The 19,541-nt window shown below is 64.6% G+C and carries 16 protein-coding genes; 11 read left to right on the forward strand and 5 right to left on the reverse strand.

Annotation, left to right across the window (positions count from 1 at the left end; all coding sequences use genetic code 11):
- The 4 genes from V7116_RS14715 to V7116_RS14730 all read left to right on the forward strand — a co-directional run.
- Positions 1–770: RNA 3'-terminal phosphate cyclase (locus tag V7116_RS14715; RefSeq protein ID WP_324392699.1), on the forward strand; the 770-nt coding region annotated here is incomplete at its 5' end.
- An 84-nt stretch (positions 771–854) separates the two neighbouring features.
- On the forward strand, positions 855–1,811 hold the full coding sequence (locus tag V7116_RS14720; protein ID WP_324392700.1) for an MBL fold metallo-hydrolase: 957 nt from the start codon (positions 855–857) through the stop codon (positions 1,809–1,811).
- Between the two features lie 440 nt (positions 1,812–2,251).
- A complete protein-coding gene (locus tag V7116_RS14725; RefSeq protein WP_324392701.1) occupies positions 2,252–3,022 on the forward strand; it encodes a hypothetical protein in 771 nt (256 codons plus the stop codon).
- A 342-nt stretch (positions 3,023–3,364) separates the two neighbouring features.
- Positions 3,365–4,126: a hypothetical protein gene (locus V7116_RS14730; RefSeq protein ID WP_324392702.1), complete on the forward strand. Its 762-nt coding sequence runs from the start codon at positions 3,365–3,367 to the stop codon at positions 4,124–4,126.
- A 126-nt stretch (positions 4,127–4,252) separates the two neighbouring features.
- Here the strand turns inward: V7116_RS14730 and V7116_RS14735 are convergent, their stop codons facing one another.
- Together V7116_RS14735 and V7116_RS14740 are read right to left on the reverse strand one after the other, a co-directional pair.
- Positions 4,253–6,277 carry a L,D-transpeptidase gene (locus tag V7116_RS14735; protein WP_324392703.1) on the reverse strand — a complete coding sequence of 675 codons (2,025 nt, stop codon included), beginning with the start codon at positions 6,275–6,277 and terminating at the stop codon, positions 4,253–4,255.
- Positions 6,278–6,478: 201 nt separating this feature from the next.
- Positions 6,479–8,122: an ArnT family glycosyltransferase gene (locus tag V7116_RS14740; protein WP_324392704.1), complete on the reverse strand. Its 1,644-nt coding sequence runs from the start codon at positions 8,120–8,122 to the stop codon at positions 6,479–6,481.
- A gap of 449 nt (positions 8,123–8,571) precedes the next feature.
- Here V7116_RS14740 and rplI point away from each other — a divergent pair, with 449 nt between their 5' ends.
- The 3 genes from rplI to V7116_RS14755 all read left to right on the forward strand — a co-directional run bounded on the left by rplI (position 8,572) and on the right by V7116_RS14755 (position 11,360).
- Positions 8,572–9,177: a 50S ribosomal protein L9 gene (gene rplI / locus V7116_RS14745; RefSeq protein WP_324392705.1), complete on the forward strand. Its 606-nt coding sequence runs from the start codon at positions 8,572–8,574 to the stop codon at positions 9,175–9,177.
- A gap of 23 nt (positions 9,178–9,200) precedes the next feature.
- Positions 9,201–9,527 (forward strand): hypothetical protein, encoded by a 327-nt coding sequence (locus tag V7116_RS14750; protein ID WP_324392706.1) that lies wholly within the window; start codon positions 9,201–9,203, stop codon positions 9,525–9,527.
- A 117-nt stretch (positions 9,528–9,644) separates the two neighbouring features.
- A complete protein-coding gene (locus V7116_RS14755; protein ID WP_324392707.1) occupies positions 9,645–11,360 on the forward strand; it encodes a helix-turn-helix domain-containing protein in 1,716 nt (571 codons plus the stop codon).
- Between the two features lie 234 nt (positions 11,361–11,594).
- Here the strand turns inward: V7116_RS14755 and V7116_RS14760 are convergent, their stop codons facing one another.
- Positions 11,595–12,656: an ArsR/SmtB family transcription factor gene (locus V7116_RS14760; protein WP_324392708.1), complete on the reverse strand. Its 1,062-nt coding sequence runs from the start codon at positions 12,654–12,656 to the stop codon at positions 11,595–11,597.
- A gap of 158 nt (positions 12,657–12,814) precedes the next feature.
- Positions 12,815–13,282: a hypothetical protein gene (locus V7116_RS14765; protein ID WP_324392709.1), complete on the reverse strand. Its 468-nt coding sequence runs from the start codon at positions 13,280–13,282 to the stop codon at positions 12,815–12,817.
- 191 nt (positions 13,283–13,473) lie between these two features.
- Here V7116_RS14765 and V7116_RS14770 point away from each other — a divergent pair, with 191 nt between their 5' ends.
- From V7116_RS14770 to V7116_RS14785, 4 genes are all read left to right on the forward strand, one after another.
- Entirely contained in the window at positions 13,474–14,256 is a 783-nt protein-coding gene (locus tag V7116_RS14770; protein WP_324392710.1) for a class I SAM-dependent methyltransferase, read from the forward strand.
- Positions 14,253–15,167: an alpha/beta hydrolase gene (locus V7116_RS14775; protein WP_324392711.1), complete on the forward strand. Its 915-nt coding sequence runs from the start codon at positions 14,253–14,255 to the stop codon at positions 15,165–15,167. Before V7116_RS14770 ends, V7116_RS14775 begins: the two co-directional genes overlap by 4 nt.
- 88 nt (positions 15,168–15,255) lie before the next feature.
- Positions 15,256–16,002: a hypothetical protein gene (locus tag V7116_RS14780; RefSeq protein ID WP_324392712.1), complete on the forward strand. Its 747-nt coding sequence runs from the start codon at positions 15,256–15,258 to the stop codon at positions 16,000–16,002.
- Between the two features lie 15 nt (positions 16,003–16,017).
- Positions 16,018–16,587: a GNAT family N-acetyltransferase gene (locus V7116_RS14785; RefSeq protein ID WP_324392713.1), complete on the forward strand. Its 570-nt coding sequence runs from the start codon at positions 16,018–16,020 to the stop codon at positions 16,585–16,587.
- Between the two features lie 231 nt (positions 16,588–16,818).
- Here the strand turns inward: V7116_RS14785 and V7116_RS14790 are convergent, their stop codons facing one another.
- On the reverse strand, positions 16,819–19,488 hold the full coding sequence (locus V7116_RS14790) for a phenylalanine--tRNA ligase subunit beta (RefSeq protein WP_324392714.1): 2,670 nt from the start codon (positions 19,486–19,488) through the stop codon (positions 16,819–16,821).
- Between the last annotated feature and the right edge of the window lie 53 nt (positions 19,489–19,541).

The raw sequence follows: 19,541 nt of genomic DNA on the forward strand, positions 1-19,541 counted from the left end.
ACGAGTGGGAGATCGGCACGGCGGGCGCAACGACGCTCGTCATGCAGACCGTGCTGCTGCCGCTCGCGCTGGTGTCGGGTACATCGACGATCCAGATTCACGGCGGCACGCACGTGCCCAACAGCCCGCCCGCGCACTACCTGCGCGACGTGTACATCCCGCTGCTGCTCGAAATGGGCATCGAGGCGGCAATGTTCATCGGCGCGTACGGCTGGGTGCCCGAAGGTGATGGTACACTCACGGCCCAGGTGGAGGGTGGGGCGAAGCTTCACGGGCGCGATCTACGCGAGCGCGGCGATCTGGAGCGCGTGTTTGGTACGGCGCTTGCCAGCAATCTGCCGTCGCACATCCCGCAGCGTATGGCGAATCGCGCCATCAACCTGTTGGGCAGTGTGGACTCGTTTGACGCGCCGCTGGACATCCGGCCCCGGCGCGAGAGCGGCCTGAGCACCGGCGCCGGGATCTTTCTGACGGTGGAATACAGCAACGGTCGCGGCGGATTTGGCGTCCTGGGCCGCAAAGGCATGCCGTCCGAAGTCGTCGCGGGCGACGCGGTGACGGCGCTGCTGAGCTTCCACGACAGCGGCGCGGCGATTGACGCGCATCTGGCCGATCAGCTCGTGATCCCGCTGGCGCTGGCCGAAGGCCCAAGTGCGTTCACCACGCCGGCCATCACCGAACACCTGCGCACCAACATCGACACGGTACGCCACTTTGTCGATCGTGAGATTCGCGTCGATGAGGCGCGCTATTTTGTCACCTTTGCCTGACGGGTGACCTGCACGTGATTTTGCACACAAGGAAGGAGCACGCGCGGCGCGGTCGGATCGTTTCCGGCGGCGCGGCGAGCGGTCATGTTTGAGATCGTCTTCTTAGGAACGTCGGCCAGCGCGCCCTCGGTGCACCGGGGGCTGTCGGCGCAGGTCGTCATGGTCAAGGATCACCGCTATCTCGTGGACTGTGGCGAAGGCACGCAGCGCCAGATCCTCAAGAGCGGCATTGGCTTCAAGCGCCTCAACCGCATCCTGCTCACGCACGGCCACCTCGATCACATCCTGGGGCTGGCCGGGCTGATGTCCACCTTCATGCGCTGGGAAAGTATCGAGTCGCTGGAAATTTGGGGCGGCAGAGCCACGCTCGACCGCGTGCAGGAGCTGCTGTTCGGCGTGGTGCTGCGCGGCGCGAAGCCGCCCATGCCGCTGCACCTGATCGACGTGAAGCCCGGCGTGCTGATGGAAGACGCCGATTATTCGGTGTCGGCGTTTCCGGTCAAACATCGCGGGCGCGACAATTACGGCTACGTGTTTCAGGAAAAGTCGCGCCGTCCCTTCCTGGTCGAAAAAGCCGAGGCGCTCGGCGTCCCTGCCGGGCCGGAGCGCGCGCGGCTGGTGCGCGGCGAGGCGGTCCACCTCTCCGATGGGCGTGTGATCGAGCCGGACGCGGTGCTGGGGCCCGATCTGCCCGGCGCGCGGCTGGTGATCACCGGTGACGTGGCGACCTTCGACGGCCTGGAACCGATCGTGCAGGGCGCGCACGCGCTCGTGACCGAAGCGACGTACACCGACGAAGACGCCGAAATGGCCGACGCTTTCGGCCACATGACCGCCGGACGCGCGGCGCGGTTCGCGGCGGATATGGGCGTCGGCACGCTGCTGCTGACGCACGTCTCGCGCCGCTACCGTGAGCGTGACGTGCTGGACGACGCGCGGCGCTTCTTCCCGAACTCGTTCGTCGTGCGTGACTTCGACCGTTTTGCCATCGCCAAAGATCGCCCCGTCTCCCGCGTCGAGCGCAGCGACGGGGAAGGGTAACATCCCGCGAGGGAATTCAGCCCTGCCTCGATAAGCGGGCGGTTTACGGGCGACTGTGGCAGTACCGGACCAGATTTTTGTAGGGGCGGGTTTTGAACCCGCCCGTTTTTTGTCCCGAACCGGCTTTCGCGTGTGGGCCGTTCGGCATCACAATCCGGCTCTCGTAGGGGCGATGCGAGCATCGCCCGGCTTTTCTCCGGGGGTTCCCATTCTCTTCGGTAATCCAGGGCAGGATGCCGCATGGATGTAGTACAACGGCGATATTGCCGGAAGCCATTTAACGCGGCTACCCTTAGTATGAACGAAATCGTACGATCTGATGCTGTTCCCCTGCGCCCGCGAGGTGCGCGGCCATCCTAGACGTTCTGTCACTGCGAGCGGCGGCAAAACCGCTCGCGTCCAACCCCCTGATCCGGCGGCTCAGTCGCCAGCCAGCCCGGTTGACGCTCAAGCGGACGGTGCTGCTGGCCGCTGTGCTGGGCCTGTTCGGCGCGATCTTCGCCGCCGTTGCGCTGCGACCGTCGGCGTCCTCATCCATCATCGGCGGGTTCGGGTTCTTCCTGTTCACGTGGGGGCTGTTCCTTTCACTCGCCACCCCGTTAATGACCACCGTCGCCGCGACGCACATGACCGCCCGCCTGCTGCACTCCGAAGACTTTGAGCTGGTGTACGTCACGACGCTGTCCAATCACCAACTGGTCGGCGGGCAGGTGGTAGCCGTGCTGCACCGGATGCGCGCCTACCTGATCGTCCAGGCAAGCCTGCTGCCGCTGCTGGCGGTGGGCAGTTATTGGATGCTGGTGTCGTTTAATACCACGGTGGCGACCGCAGGCACAGCCCCGCCGCGCCCGACGGTTCCCGCCGCGTCCACGACGCCCGCATATGACGTGCTGCTGTCGTTGCTGCTGGTCGTGGCGGCGCTGGTGATGTTATGGAATATGAACTTGCTGGCCGTGACGACAGGCGTGCGCGTCGTGCTGATGCGTGACTCGCCGCTCTTGTCGGGAACCAGCGCCGTGATGTGGATCCTTGGCCTGACCGTTTTCTTTTGCGCGGTCCCGGTTCTGCTGCTTCAGAGCGGCGAGCCGTTCGAGGGGTACACGCCGCTTCAGAGCGCCGCGATTGTGATCGCCAGCGTGGTGCTGGCGCCCATTCCCGTTCTGATGGCGCTGCTCGATGCGCGCCGGACGGCCCGGCGTTGGGTGCGCTAACCCCATCTCGCGCTGCTCTTCGTCCGCCCACGGGATCGAACAGGGCGAAGCGAAGAATATCCCTTCCGATCCCGGCCCCGTTTTGCCTTCGTTCCCGATGTAACAGTTGTCCATGATTTCCGGCGGGAAGCCGCATAGAAGTAGTACAACAGCGATATTGCCCGCTGCCCTTCAATGCGGCTACTCTTAATATGAACGCGGAATCGTGCGACCTGATGCTGTTTCACTGCGCCCGCGAGGTGCGCGGCTATCCTACACGTTCTGTCACTGCGAGAGGCGGCCAGCCCGCTCGCATCCAACCCCCTGATCCGGCGGCTCAGCCGCCAGCGGACCCGCTTCACAGTGAGTCGCGTGCTGCTGTTCGCGGCGGTGCTGAGCGCGCTCGGCGCGGCGCTGGCGCTGATCGACCTGCGGCCTTCCTCCCCCTCCGCCACCAGCGCGCTGACCTCCATATTTTTCCTGGCGGGCTGGTTCCTGACGCTCTCCACGCCGCTGCTGACGGCGATGGTCGCCTCGAACCTGACCACACGCATGGTGCGCTCGCAGGACTTCGATCTGGTCTATGTGACGTCGCTCTCGAACCGGTCGGTTGTGAGCGGGCAGGTCTTCAGCGTGCTCTACCGGCTCCGTGTTTACCTTATGGTGCAGGCGAGCCTGATCCCGCTTCTGGCCCTGGGCAGCTTTTCGGCGCTGATGTCGGTCAAAGTGGCCGTGGTGGGCCTGGGGGCGGCTCCGGCGCGGATCACGGTGTATGGCAGGCCGGGCGCGCCGTGGGAGGAAATCCTGATCCCCGCGCTGCTGGTGGTGGCCGTGCTGGTGATGCTGTGGAACATGAATCTGCTGGCCGTGACCACGGGCGTTCGCGTCGTGCTGCTGCGCGAAGCGCCGCTGTGGTCGGGACCCAGCGCCATGATGTTTATCCTGGGCCTGACCATCTTCTTTTGCACTGTCCCCGTCTTTCTGCTGGGGATCGTCGAGCCATTTAACGGCTACACGACGCTTCAGGTGTTCATGGCGCTGATCGGCGACGTGGTGTTGGCGTTTTTGCCCGCGCTGATGGCCCTGTCGGACGCGCGCTGGACGGCGCAGCGCTGGGCGCGATAACCCCCGTTGCGGCTTTCGTGCCGCTTTTCCTTCTCCAACCGGATCGAAAAGAGCCGGGGTGAGGGCTGTCCCCCACGCTCCCGGCTCTCTTTGCGTCTGCTAACCGCGCCCGGCGGATCGCCGCCTCTACGCCTTCTGTTCCTCGTAGAAGTACTCCGGCACGTCGAGCGGCTTGGCCTCGCGCGCATCCATGATCATGCGCCAGTTGACGCCCACCCCGTACAGTGACGGCGGGCGCGGGTAGTTCCAGATTTCTTGCAGCGGATTGTCGAAGCTGTACACGCGCACCGCTACGTCGCCGGGATCGAGCGCCACCCGTTCTTCGGCGGGATCGGGCATTCCGCCCGCCCAGCGGAAGATGAACTCGTCCGGTCGGATCGGCTCGGTCAGATAGTCGTTCTGGATCGGCCAGTCCGGGATGTTGATGCAGCCGTGCGTCACGCGCCGGATCAGCGTGTACTGGCGCACGGTTTCGCTCCACAGGTGCCACGGCGCGCCGTGAATGGCGAAGCCGCTCTCGTCCAGGTAGTCGCTGCCGTGCAGGAAGCACGTGAACGGCACGCCGGGATAGTTCGGCATATCGCGCGCCAGGTACAGGCGGTGAATGAACGAGATCTGGCGCGGCGTGCCGTTGAAGTTGAGGATCACCGGCGTGCGCATGATCGGCGTGCCGCCCTCGAACAGCGTCAGGTTGCGCTGGATCACGTCGAGGATGATGAACTTATCCGTGCCTGCCGCCGCCCCGCTGACGTAGCCGATGGGCGTGGTGCGCAGCGTCCGGTCCACGATCTGCACGTCTTCCATGCGGATGTATACCGGCCACGTAAACGCCTCGTCCCATTCGTCGTCCTGCACGACTTCGGCCCACTCGTCGTCGATCACGTTCAGCCGCACCATCGCGCCGTACATCAGGTACGTCGTGCCGAAGATCGACGTGGACCGCACCGGGTTATCGATCGTGGGCGCGTTTTTGTCCGGCTGCGAATAGAGCGTGACTCCCGTGCGGCGCACGAAGCCGTAATTGTACGTGCCCGGCTGCACCGGCTCGGACGGGGTGGTGAGCACGCGGAAGTCGTTCGGGTGCAGATACTGGTCGTACATGCGGATCGCTTCCGCCACGACCGCCAACGCCGCCGCGACCGAGTCGTCCGATTCGCGCGCCGACATGAACGAGATCAGGTACGCGCCGCCGTCCTGCATCGGCCACACGCCCGCGTCGTTGCGCACGTTCGTGCCGATGTCGATTGGGCGCAGCGTGCCGTCCTTGCTGTAGTGATCGCCGTAGGTGATCGCTTTTTCGAGCGAGGACAGGTAGTCCAGCGCGGGGATGCCCAGCAGCGCGCGGCTGGCCTGGATCGAGGCGCGGAAGTGCGGATCGCTCTCCCAGCGCGGGTTGGCTTCTGCCATCGCCAGCACGCGGAATATCGTGGCGATTTCGGCGGCGGTCGAGAAGTTCAGCCCGATGTTCGACATGTTGGTCGGGTCCCACCGCGTCGGGTTATACCGGTCGTCGGTGTACCCGTTGGTGGGCATGTACGGGAACTCGTTGAAGGTCCAGCTGTACAGCCCGTGCGACCAGCCGAGCAGCTCGGGATCGGTGGCGAAGTCGTTGAACGCGACGATCGGGTTCTGCACGCCCAGCCGCTGTGCAACGTCGTACAGCACCGTGCCGGTGCGCGCGTTGTTGCTGAAGACCGCCATGCTGTACATGGCCGATCCCTGTTCGGCGTCCCATTCGTCTTCGGGCGTGTTCAGGAAGTAATACAGCACCACTGCCGCTTTGAACGAGCTGGCGACGGGATAGAGCCGGGCCTGACGGATCTCGATACGGAAATCCTCAGTGTATTCCGGCGAAACGTACGAAAACGACAGACCCATTTCCTCGCCGTCGAACGCGTCGTTGAGGACGCGGCGCATCTCGCGCACGACGCCCGGCTCGTCACGTCGGGGCAGGCCGGAAAACGGCCCTGGCAGACCGACCGCCAGCGCCGCGCCGGTAGCGCCCAGCAGCTTGAGGGTTGCGCGCCGGGTGATGCCGGAGGAGTGGGGTAGGAGCAAATCAGAAGCAGTTGTGCGGTGAAAATCCGGCCCAGGATACCCGGCAGAAAGCGGATGATCCTCCGCCGAATTTGGCCGATAGCGACGTCGCATAAGCCCCCTTGCTTTCACGGATAAAATGATGCAGCGGTCGTAATAGGGCAGCATCCGGCGGCGGTTTGATCGTGACCGCCGCTGCTGCCCACACTATTTTACGTGATTGTACCTGGAATCTTACGCGCGAATCTGAAAGGCTCGCAACTGGCGGCATGTACAGGTTTATTGACAATTGAGGGCGCGTCAGGCAAGCGCCGGTTAATCGCCGCCATCGTCCTGTTCGGGCGGGGAATGCGTGAACTCGCCGTTGATCAAAAAGATGTGCTCGCGGTCCGGCCAGCGCGACAGGATCTGGTCGAGATACGCGGCGTCGGGGTCGCGGGCCAGCACGATGTCGTTGCCCAGGAACGGATCGGTCACCGCCATGAACGCGCCCACGTCGCGCCAGTGATGTTCGCCCCACACCAGTAGCAGCGCCGGTTTATCCGGCTGCTCGCGCAGCGCGTTGAAGTCATCGATCTGCTCCTGGTTGATGCGCCCGTACCCGTCCAGCGGCTTGAGGCGCGCGGGCGTATAGATCGCCACGGCGTACGCCATGACGCCCGCCAGCGCGGCATACAGCAGCCATCCCGGCGTGAAGCCGGACGGCGACGGCCCGCCCACGCGCTTGTAACCCTGCGCGATCAGCGCCGCCAGCGCCGTTACCCCGTACGCGCTGACCAGCGTGACCGCCGTGAGCGCCTCGGAATAGTAGCGCGCGGTGTACAGCCGCCCCCCGATCCAGTACGCCAGATACGCTGCGACGAGCGTCACCGGCACGGCGGCGAACAGCCACGTCCACTTGCGCGGCATGCCCATGAGCAGGCCGAGCGGCAGCAGCAGCCAGCTGTAGCCGTGTCCGGTTTCGGCGCATTGGTTCGTATCGAGATTGACCTTGTCCGGTGCGGGTTCCGCCCAGCCGAACAGGTCGTGCGCCGCGCACGAGAGATCCTGCTTGGCGTGCTTCCAGCCCAGCTCGACCGTATGCCCGCCCTCGACGCGCCCATGCCCCTCGCCAAAACCGATCCGGTCGTATTTCCAGATGTACCAGTACAAGTTGGTATCCGGCTCGTTTTTCAGGAAGCGCACCAAAAACGCCGGGAACGATTCGTCCGTCTTGGCCGCGACCGTCCAGTTGAACGCGGGCCACAGCATGCTGATCGCCACGACCAGCACACCCAGCACCATCAGCGGCTTGAGCGTCAGCCATCCGCGCTCGGGCGAGTGCTTGAGCGCGTCCCACAGCACGCGACCCACGCTGTATACCACGAACGGCGCGACGATGCCCACCGCCGACAATGGCCGCGTGATCACCACCATGCCCAGCGACACGCCCGCCGTAACGGCCCAGGTCAGCGGATGTTTGCCGTTTTCCAGCCGCCACATCGCCCAAAAGAACAGCGTCACGAAGAACAGCGCGGCGGTGTGTCCCATCAGCGTGCCGCTGAGCAGCAGCGCGCCGGGACTTGCCGCCGTCAGCAGCGCGGCGACCGCGCCCGTTTCGGGATTGAACACGTCGCGTCCCAGGCGGTACACCACGGCGACGGTCAGCATCGCCAGCCACGCGGTGATGATCCACGGCTGTTCGAACAGCACGCCGATCGCCAGCACCAGCGGCCAGCCAGGCGTGTACTTGCCCACGCGGTGGTCGTTCAGGTTCACCAGGAATGGCTGCCAGTAGGCGCGCACCGGTTTGTAGACCGGGGCATAGACGTCACCGTGGGCGAAGACGCGCGCTTGATACAGGTAGGCAAACTCGTCTTCGAGATGGGGGAGGCGGTCGAAGGTGCTTCGGCTTACGATGGCGCTTCCGGCGAAGGCCAGCCAGATAAAAATGAGGGCGATCCATGCGCTGCGTTTCATACGCGCGATTATAGCGGTGATCGCGCCATTTGTGGCAAGTGTTTTGTCGCTTTTGCCGGGCAATTTCTCCGCTGCTTGTGTTTCGTCCGTTTTCCCGCATCCTGCGTGGCCGTGTCTTTCGCGCTTGCGAATCGCTGAGGGCGAAGTGAAGCTCCGCCAGGGGTGAGGTTTACCTGATCCCTCCCTAAAGCCGGATTTCCTCGATAGCTCACTTAACCGCTGCCTTGTTGCCTCTGCCCTTCGCTTCAACGAACAACTTTCAACTTCCAACTAACAACTGTTTTTCCCTCCGCAGGGCAAGCGTGGGGTGCAAATTCACCGTCATAGGGTAGACTGGTCAGCAGGAGCCGCAGATGCGGGGCCGGACAAGCTGACCCTGGTATTACGCCATCGTTTACGGTATGATTGCGGCTTAAAACTGACACAGATCGTCAAGGAAGGCCCTGGACATGAAGGTTATTCTCAAGGAAAACGTCTACAAGCACGGTGTCGCTGGCGATGTCGTGACCGTAGCTGATGGTTTTGCCCGCAATTACCTGATCCCGCGTGGTCTGGCCGTGCGTGCCAACGCGGGCGCGCTGCGCGACAACCAGCACCTGCTCGCTCAGGCCGGTCAGCGCCGTGCCGAGCTGCGCAGCCGGGAATCGGAAGCTGCCGCGCAGATCGATGGCGTCGAGCTGGTGTTCGGCGTCAAGGCCGGTAAGAACGGCAAGCTGTACGGCTCGATCACTACGATGGACATCGCTCAGGCCCTGATGGAAAAGACCGGCGTGGACATCAACCGCCGCCGTATCAGCGAGCGCCCGCTGCGCGAGCTGGGCGCGCACGAAGTGCCGGTCCGCATGAGCGGCGACCTGTCCCCCATGCTCAAGGTTGTCATCTTGCGCGATGAAGACGTCGAAGCGTACCTGGCAGGTGACTCGGTGGAGTCGATCGAGAGCCAGGACGAAGCTGAGCAGATTCCTGAAGCCGAACCGGTCGCTGAAGAAGAAGTCAGCGCCTCGGAGACGGCAGACGCGCTTCCGGCAGCGGAAGACGAGGAAACTGCGAGCTAGGGCCGTTTCTAACGGCACACTAGATGCCAGCATTCGATCAGGGGACCGGCGACCTCATCGCTTTCATCGTGCGCCGCATGGCATGTGACCATTGTGGCGAGTCGTATCACGACCACGACGTGAAGGTGACACAGGACGACGGCATACAGCGGACTTTGACGGCAACCTGCCCGGTGTGTGGGCAGGCGCAGCAGATCACCGCGTATGATCAGCCCCCTTACTACCAGTTACACCCGGCGGTTCGGGTGAATGTCACCCCAATCACCGAGGCTGAGGTAGCCGCATGGCGGCGGTTCCTCACGTCGTTTCACGGCGATATGTGGGACCTGCTGGCCGCGGTTACCGGTTGATCAGGCACATGGCCAAGGCGGGCATCGCCGGTTGTCGAGGTAAACGCGGCGACAGGTGATGCTCGTTTTTGTACATCCTCCGGCTGCGCTGCCGGACTTCCCGGAGAGCGAAATCGCGTGACGGATTGGCAGGGCCTGGGACAGCGCATGCGCGAGGCGCGTGAAGCGCGCGAGATGTCGCTCGATCAAGCGGAGCGGGCGACGCGTATCCGCGCACGCTTCCTGGACGGCATCGAGCACGGCGACTTCAGCGGCATGACGAACGTCCAGCTTCAGGGCTTTTTGCGCAACTACGCGCGGTTCCTGGGCCTGGACCTGGACCTGCTGCTGGCCGAGTTCGACGCGCAGCCCGATCACAGCCTGCCCTGGCGCAAGCCGCGCACCACCACGCCTTCTCGATCGTTTCCGGGCCGGTCTGCCCCCGTGCCGCTGCCCTATTCGTCCCGTTCCGCCGCAACCGCCGAAACCGAAGAAGAACGCCCACGTCCGCGCCGCCGCAGCATGCTCAGCCGTCTGGTGGTCGTGCTGATCGCCGGGGTGATCATCGTGGTGGGCATTTTTGGCGTAACGCGCCTGCTTGACGATACTTCGACCGGATCGGACGGGGTGTCGGGCGAATCGATCACGCCCCCGGCGGATGCCGATCTCGAAACGCAGCCCGCCCCATCCATTGACGCGACGGAAGACGCTTTCGCCGTCGTGCCGCCCACCGAAAACGCCGGAGAAGGCCCCACCGGGGAAAGCCCCGACGCCACGCAACCGGTCGATGCGACCGAGGAGCCGGTGGTCACGCTGTCGGAGCTGTCGGGCGATACGGTGGTCGTTTCGGTGCAGGTGATGGAACGCACCTGGATGCGCATCACGGTCGATGGCGAGGTGGCCCGCGAGGGCGTCGCGCGACCGGGCGAAGTCTGGCAGTTCGAGGGCAGCCAGACGGTTGCCGTGCGCGCCAGCAACGCCGCGGCCCTGCAGTTGACCGTCAACAATCAGCCCCAGGGTGTTCTGGGCGAGCGCGGCCACCTGTTCGAGCAGACCTTCACGCTGGAGGGGGCCGCCGCGCCGACGCCTGTGCCGCCAACCCCGACGGAATCCCTGCAAACCAATAATTCCGGAGGGCTTGCCGCCTCGGGAGGATTGGATCAGGGGGCGGCTGATGCCGGTGAGCCTTCCGCAGCGTCGCCCGAACCGGCGACGTTGTTTTTTACCGCGACCTCGCTGCTGACGCCGACGCCCGCGCCCGTGACGCCGTCCGTCACGCCGACTGTGACCGCGACGCTGCCGCTGCTGCCCGGTCCCGGCGCGGAGAGCGGCGACGAGGCGCTTTCCCCGACGCCGACCGTCGAGATCGCCGCGACCGAACCGGTAGAAGCAACTGAACCGCCCACGGAGCCGCCTGCGATCACGGAAGCGCCGACCGAGCCTGCCACTGCGCTCGCTACTGAACTCGTTACTGAAGCGGCTACTGAAGCTGTCACCGAAGAAGCGGCGCCGACCGCGACGGAAGCCGTCACCGAAGAAGCAACACAGCCCGCGACGGAAACCGCCACCGCGACCCCGTCCGCGACGCTGCCGCCCGCCGAGAGCGCGACCTCGACCGGCACGCCGCAGCCGACCGATACGCCGACTGTGACGCCGACGCCCACCTTTACCGCGACGCCGACGACCACGCCGACCCGGACGCCCAGCGTGACGCCGTCCCTCACGCCGACGCGTACCCCCACGCTGACATATACGCCGTCTCCAACGCTGACGCGCACACCGACCGTGACGCCGTCCCCGACGCCGTTCCTACCGCCGCGCATCACGCGCACGCCATCCCCGCCGCCCAAATAGCCGGACCGCCCGTTATTGACGCCTCATCCGGTTTTCCCGCAGGGGTGAGCACACTCTACCCGTGTTTTGCGTGCCTGTGCCCAAAAACGGCGAAGGGGCAGTCCGTGAACTGCCCCTTCGGCATCGATTCTCTCTATACCCGCCGTTTTTGCCTGCTCTCAGGCGGCAAGATGTGTTTTTCTGGCTTCTGACTTTGCGAACGGCTAGCCGCTAATCGCTGGCTGCTGGTGATCGTTAGTGCGTCAGGTAGTCGCGCAGCTTTTGGGGCAGCGATTGGATGCGTTCCGGCTGAAGCTGGTACGTGATGGTGCGGTCGGAGTGCGTTTCTTCGGTGATCAGCTTCGCGTCGCGGAGCTGCGTCAGGTGGCGCGATACCGCCGAGGGCGACAGTTCCAGGTGCGCCGCGATCTTCTTGCCGTGCATGTGCCCCTCCGCGTTGGCGATCAGCCGCAGAATTTCCAGCCGGGTGCTGTCACCCAGCGCCTTGAGCACGACCAGCGCCTCTTCCTTATCGCGCTCGATCTCCGCCAGCCGCGCCTCGGTGCGCTCGCTGTCGAACAGCAGCGTGATGTTGCCGTAGCCGTAAAACATGTACACGGGCGCGGGGATCAGGTGCAGCGGAATGAACCGGATGCTCGTGATCGGCATATCTTCGGGGATAGGCGCGGGCAGCACCTTGCGGTTGCTCACCTGATCGAACAGGACCTGGCCGCCGCTGCGATTGAGCAGCGCCATTTTTTCGTTGAGGCTGTGCTGCCAGTAGGGGCGGAAGGTATCGATCTGGTCCTTGAAGAAGTCGTTCCAATACCACGACCACAGCCGCGTCAGCCGTTCCTGGAAGGCGGGCACGTCCTCCAGCGCGGATTCCATCGGCGTTTCGATGCACAGGCAGTGGCTGTAGTGCGGCGACGCCATCAGCAGCGGGTTGAGCACGTCGGGATCGAGGTTCGTGGACGCGATCTGTTCTTTGGTGATGATCCGCCCGACGAGATAAAAGACGAACGTAGCGGGGTCCATTGCGCGCACGTACTCGATGAATCCCTCAACATCCGCCTGATCCGGGTAGTCGATTGCCAGCTCGAAGAAAACCGATCCCTTGTGATAAGGTTCGTACAGCGCGCGCAGCTCGCTCCAAAATGCGGCGGGCAGGCGCGGCGTCATCGCGTCGACCCATTCGATGTGATAATTTGATTGGAGCAGCGTGCGGAGGCTGATGATCATTTCATAGACCGGGGAGGTCTCAAAGGTGATCAGCTCGGCCAGGGGATCAACGATTTCGATCATTTCGAGCGGCATGGAAGCACCCTTCAACGTGATATACGATTGTGTGATTGATCAATATGGTAACGGTGCAGGTGCGCTCTGTCAACGCTGGCGGACAAAAAGTGTAATCAATGTCATCAATTTTAGGCCAGATCATCAACCGGCGCGCAGGGTAGGTGCGCGCCGGGAGGCTAAGCAGCTTCGAGGTAGTCCTGCGCCAGCCGCGCGATCAGCGCGCGCAGGTCGGCGGCGCGGCGCGGCAGGGTGAACACGTCCCACGCGCCGTAACGCCGGGCGCTCAGTTCGTGCATCCACGATCGTGTGCCCTCGACCACCAGCACGGGCACACGCCCGTCGAGGTTGTGCAGGCGGGGCAGCAGCGTCATCTGCACCAGATCGTTTGGCTCCAGGCCTACCAGGACCAGATCGACGGAGTGATTGCCCATCACCGCCAGCGCCTCGTCGTGATCCTCGACCCGCATCACCGATACGTGCATGTCGAGCAGGCGGCTGGCGCTGTCTGCCACGAGGCTGGCCGGGCCGCCATCCCGGTCCACTACCAGAATCTGCTGCGTGCAGACCACCGCGGCGCAGGCGGAAAAGGAGCGAACGTTGTTAGCCGGATAGGGAGTAGTGGTGGTTTGTAGGTGTCGGTCCATCGTTCCCTCACTTGTACAATTGCATAATTGCGCAATCATGGTATAAGCATATCATGAATTTTGCCGCATGTCAATCAGTCTAAGGGCGGAGCGGGGCCGCTGCGCGCCACGATTTTTTGACCCCCCGCGCTTTTGGGCTACACTGCGAAGCTGTATGGTGTACCGGTGTTTACGGACTGGATGGATGGCGGATGAACGTTGATTTTTACGAGACCTGCGTGCGCTATTACGAGGCGGAAAACGCCGATTTCGTGGAAGATTTGATCCTGTATTCGACGCTCGCGGAAGAGACGGGCGATCCGATCCTGGACCTCGGCTGCGGCACGGGCCGCGTCATGCTGCATCTCGCGCAGGACGGCTACCGCACGGTGGGCCTGGACAACTCGCAGGCGATGCTCGACTGGGGACGGCGTAAGCTGAAGGCCAAGCCTGCGCTCGCGCCCCGCGCGCGCTTCGTGCACGGCGACGCGCTCAATCCCGCGCTGGACGAACGCTTTAAGCTGATCATCATCCCCTACAATACCCTCATGCACTTTTCCGAGCAGGACGATCAACTGGCCGTGCTGCGCCAGTGTTACCGCCTGCTGGACGACGAGGGACTGCTGGTGATCGATCTGCCTAACGCGGGCGAGATGTACGCCACGCAGGGCGATGGCACGCTCTCGCTGGAGCGCACGTTCAAGATGCCGGATACGGGTAATCTCGCCATGCAGTTTTCGGTGAGCGACATCGATCGCGCGGAGCAGATGCTGCACCTGACCTGGGTCTACGACGAAGTATCCGCCGATGGCGCGCTGCGCCGCACGGTGTCACCGCTGGCGCTGCGCCTCGTGTTCCCCGGCGAAATGGACCTGATGCTGGCCGGGGCCGGGTTGGAGTGCATCGAGATCTTCGGGGACTACATGCGCGGCCCGTTCGAGGACGGCTGCCCGCGTATGATCGTCGTCGCCCAACGCGCGGAGCAGGGTGCATGAGCGCCCGGCAGCGCGCAGCGCTGGTTCTGGCCGTCGTCCTGGTGGCGGCGCTGGCCGCCTGCGACATGCAGCAGTCATCACCGACTGCCACGCCGCGCCCGACTGCCAGCGGCCCGATCCTCGCCGCCAGCCCGACCGTCGATCCGCTGCTGCCTTCGGGCGATGGCAACATGGGCGAGTCGGTCGGCGCGAGCAATCCCACCCTGGCGGGCATCCCGGCGGAAGGGCAGCTGCTCGAAGATCCGCCCACCTTCACGCCGCAGCCCACGTCCGCCTTCCTGCCGCTGATGATCAGCGCCAGCGATGGCCTCGTGCTGCAAGCGACCTTTTATAACAGCCCGGCCCGCCCCGCGCCGGTCGTGATCATGCTGCATCAGGTCGGCGGCAGCCGCGCCGACTGGGAGCCGCTGGCGCAGCGCCTTCAGGCGGCGGGTTATGCTGTGCTGACGGTCGATCTGCGCGGGTACGGCGCGACGGGCGGGCAGGTGGAATGGTCCCTCGCGCAGAGTGATGTCGCGGCGGCGGTGAGTCTCGTGCAGGACATGGGCGACGTCGATACCTCGCACCTCGTGATGGTCGGCGCGAGCATCGGCGCGAATCTGGCCCTGAACGCCTGCGCGGATACGTCCGGCTGTGTTGGCGCGATCATGCTCAGCCCCGGCCTGGACTATCGCGGTATCACCACATCCGACGCGATGGTGCGGCTCGGCGTGCGCCCCACGCTGATCGTCGCCAGCGAGGGCGATAACAACAACCCCGCCGACAGCCTGACGCTCGACGGCATGGCTCAGGGCGATCACCAGTTGGTCGTGCTGTCCGACGCCGGGCACGGCACGGCGATGTTCGCCGCCGATCCGTCCCTGCTCGACCAGATCGTGCAGTGGATCGGCGCGCGGGTTCCCGTCCCCTGACGTGGAGCCCGCCCGGCGAAGGCGGTACACTTGATCTATCGCGCTGGCCGGATCAGCGCGTTCGCCTGCATGGAACGGATAGGATCACATGACTCGCCGTCTTGAATGGGTGTTTGGCGTCTCTCTGATCGCGCTGGCAGTTGTGGTGTTGGGATTGTTGGCAAGCCCGGCCCGCGCCGATACCGGCCCCAAGCCGTCGCTGGAGTTCGAGTTCCACTTCGACGGCGATCCGGTCCCCATCGTGGACGGCCAGCTTTTGATCTGCGACAGCGACGACTGCGCGCGCAGTCACCCGTTGGAGGAGCTTGGTCCGCAGCAGTTCACTTGCAACACGACGCGCTGTTGGTCCGACGCCTATGGTTACGGCGCGCGGCTTAAGCTGGTGGTCGAGTTCGAAGATCGTACGCGCCAGAGCAACGTCTTCCGCAAGGAGGCGTTCAACGCGCGTTATTCGGTTCAGGTCCGCGCCGCCACGTTGGAAGTCACCGAGATCGAGCAGCGGTTCAACGAGGACTTCGTGCCCGCGCTGGCCGTCACCCTGATCGTGGAGACGATCACGGCGGGCCTGATCACGCTGACGCTGCGCCCGCGCCGCTACTACCTGTTCCTGATTCCCCTGGCGAGTATGGCAACGCTGCCGATCGCGTGGTTCGTGTTCCCGGCGATCGGCCTGTACGACTTCCTGACCGTGATCCTGGCCGAAGTGTTCATCGTGTGGTTCGAGGCCGTCGCGCTGCGGCTGGCCCTGCGCCGCCGCATCACGCCGGAGTTGGCCCTGGCCTACAGCCTCGTGATCAATCTGGCGAGCTTCGTCGTTGGCCTGTTCGTGATCTAGCGCGCGGGAGTCTATATGTCCATCGACGCTGCCTTCACCCGGCTGCCCACCCTCACGACCGTGCGGCTGATCCTGCGCCCGGTCACGCTGGCGGACGTGGACGCGTTATACGCGATCAAGTCCGATCCGCGTGTGACGGTGCCGTATGGGGTCGAGCCGCACGCCACGCCCGACCGGACGCGCACCTGGGTCGAAGACCTGCTGCGCTACCAGACGCAGCGCGATGCCCTGTTCTGGACCCTGACCCTCAAGGGCGACGACCGCGCGATCGGCGGCTATACGCTGTGGAACTTCAGCGAGGATTTCCGCTGCGCCGAGCTGGGGTACGAGCTTCACCCCGATTTCTGGCGGCAGGGCCTATCGAGCGAGGCCATCACCGCGATTCTGGACTACAGCTTTGACGCCCTGGATCTGCACCGCATCGAGGCGTGCCCTTCGGGGCGCAACACGGCGTCCAGTAACATCCTGTTCAAGCTCGGCTTTACCCACGAAGGCACCCTGCGCGAACGGTTCTCGTTCCGGGGCGACTTCTACGACCAGTTGTACTTCGGCCTGCTCAAAACCGAGTGGCTTGCGCGGAAGTGAGCGAAAATGGGCGGGTTCCTAACCCATATGCATTAAGTTAAGTCCATTTCAGGGGAAAATAGATTGTCATGCTTTTCGTAGGGGCGATGCTTGCATCGCCCGTCAAGAGAAAGAACAGGTAGATCTCGCTCTCCCCTGCGGAACACAGCGCGTCTCACCCCTCCCGACAAACGAAAACGGGGCGACCTCATGCCGAGATCGCCCCGTTGTTTGTGTGCCCGAATGCGGTCGTTACGCCCGCAGCTGCGCGCCCAGGCGCTTTTCCGCCGCCTTGACGATCTTCGCGTGCGCGGCGGCCACTTCCTTGTCGGTCAGTGTGCGATCCGGCGCGCGATACGTCAGCGAGAACGCCAGGCTCTTTTTGCCCGCCGGGATCGGATCGCCCCGGTAGACGTCGAACAGCGTCGCCGCTTCGAGCAGCGCCCCGCCTGTGCTGAGGATCGCCGCGTGCACGTCGGCGGCGGGCAGATCCTCGTCCACGATCAGCGCGATGTCCTGGTACACGGCGGGCTGTGTTGGGACCGGGCGGATGTCGCGCAGCGTCGTGACGGTCGCCACCAGCGCCATCAGGTCGAGTTCCGCGCCGAGGATCGGGCGCTGCAAGTCCATGCCGAAGCCGTACGCCTCGCGCACCAGCGGGTGAATCTCGCCCAGCACACCCACGTACCGCCCGTTGATGTCCAGCGCGGCGGCGCGCCCGGGGTGGAAGCTGCTGTGCTCGGTGGGCGTGTACCTGACCGTGCCGCCCACGCGCATGTCGTCCAGCAGCGCCTCGACCACGCCCTTCAGGTCGAAGAAATCGACCACGCCCCGGTCGCCGTGATGCTGCCAGTTCGGTTCGTCGCGCGGGCCGAGCATCAGCAGGCCGATATGCACCGGCTCGTCGGGCAGCTTTTGCTCCTCGACCGGCAGATACACGCGGCCTACCTCGAACAGCCGCTGGCGGTCGGTGTGGCGCGCGTTGGCCGCTGCCACGTCCATCAGGCCCGACAGCAGCGTGTGGCGCATGACCGTTTTGTCCGACGAGATCGGGTTCGCCAGCGTGACGTACGGCACGTCCGGCCAGTACGAAGGCTGGCCCTGCGGCGTCAGCAGCGCCTCGCGCTCCGGCGTCGTCAGGCGATAGGTGACGATCTCGCGGAAGCCCGCTTTCGTCAGCGCGTCACGGACCTGTTCTTCGCGCACCAGCGGCAGATTCGCGCGCTGCGCGGGCAGCGCGTCCGCGATGATCGTGGTCGGCACGCGGTCGTAGCCGTAAATGCGCACGATTTCTTCAATCAGGTCGGCGCGCCCGGTCAGCCCGCTCCCGACATCCGTGCGGTGATCCGGCACGGTGACGCGCAGCATCTCGCCCTGTTCTTCCACCTCGAATTCGAGCGTGCGCAGAATCCGCACGATCTCTTCTTCGGGGATGGCGAAGCCCAACAGCCGGGTGACCTCGCTCACCGGCAGGTCGATCACCAGCGTTTCCGGCACCAGCGGATATTCGTCCACGATGCCCTGCGCGACGATGCCGCCGCTGGTGATGCGCATCAGTTCCAGGCAGCGCTTGAGGCCCAGGATCGCCATCGCGGGGTGCACGCCCCGGCTGAAGCGCATCCCGGCTTCGCTGCTCATCTTCTGGCTTTGCATCGTGCGCCGGATGTTGATGAAGTTCCAGTTCGCCGCTTCGAGCAGCACGTTCTGCGTGACGGGGCGGGTGGTCGAGGCTTTGCCGCGCGGCAGGCTCTCGGCCTCGTCGTCCTGCGCGACCTGTACGCCCGTCGCGTCGATCGGCGTGCCGTTGGGGCTGTTGATTTCGCTTTCCAGCCCGCCCATGACGCCCGCGATGCTCAGCGCGCCTGCCGTATCGGCCACGAGCATGTTGTAGTCATCCAGATCGTGTTTTTCGCCGTCGAGCGTGACCAGCGTCTCGCCCGGCTCCGGCAGCCGCGTGATGATGGTGGGCATCTCGCCGTTCGCGCGCTCGATCAGCGTGTCATAGTCGAAGGCGTGCAGCGGTTGGCCCAGTTCCAGCATGACGTAGTTCGTCGCGTCCACGATATTGTTGATCGGGCGCATCCCGGCCAGCTTCAGACGCCGCTGCATCCATTCCGGCGCAGGCTTGATCTCGATGTCGCGGATCAGCCCGACGGTGAAGCGTGGGTTGAGTTCCGGCTCGTGGATGTCGATGGCGATCTTGCCGTCGAGGCTCGGCCCGTTCATGACGACTTCCATCGAGGGGAAGCGCAGCGTCTGGCCGCTCAGCGCCGCGACCTCGCGCGCCACGCCGACGATGCTGTAGGCGCGGGCGATGTTCGGCAGAATGTCGATGTCGAGGATCGCGTCACCGAGCACGTCTTGCAGCGGCGTGCCGGGCGCGTACTGCCCGAACGAGGCGCGATCCAGCAGCATGATGCCTTCGTGGCTGTCCGAGATGCCCAGTTCTTTTTCGGACAGCACCATGCTGCGATTCGGCACGCCGCGCAGCGCGCGCTCCTTGAGGATCATGCGACTGCCGTCGGTCGCGTGCCCGTCGTACACTTCCGCGCCTTCGCGGGCGAAGCCCGTCAGCAGCGGCGGATCGAGCGGCCCCGCGCCCTTGTACTCGTACAGGTTCGGCGCGCCCGTGACACACTGTTCCAGTTCGTCCCCGCCGTAATCGACCATCGCCAGCACGAGCCGGTCGGCGTTGGGATGCGGCTTGACCTCGTGGATCGCGGCCAGCACGATCTTTTCGCGGTCCCAGACGAGGTGATCCGAGGGCGACTGCGTCGAGCCTTCCGGCGGCGCGCCCTGCGGAATGCCGAGATACGTGATGTGGCCCACCTCCAGCCCGGCGACGGTCAGGCGCTCGGCCAGCTCCTCGACGGACAGGGTGATATCCACATAGTCTTTCAGCCAGGAAATCGGAACTTTCATCGATCAGGTACTCCTGAGAGCGGTTAGCAATTGAGCGATTAGCGGTCGGCAGG

The sequence above is a fragment of the Aggregatilinea sp. genome, from assembly GCF_036822615.1.
Lineage (GTDB): Bacteria > Chloroflexota > Anaerolineae > Aggregatilineales > Aggregatilineaceae > Aggregatilinea.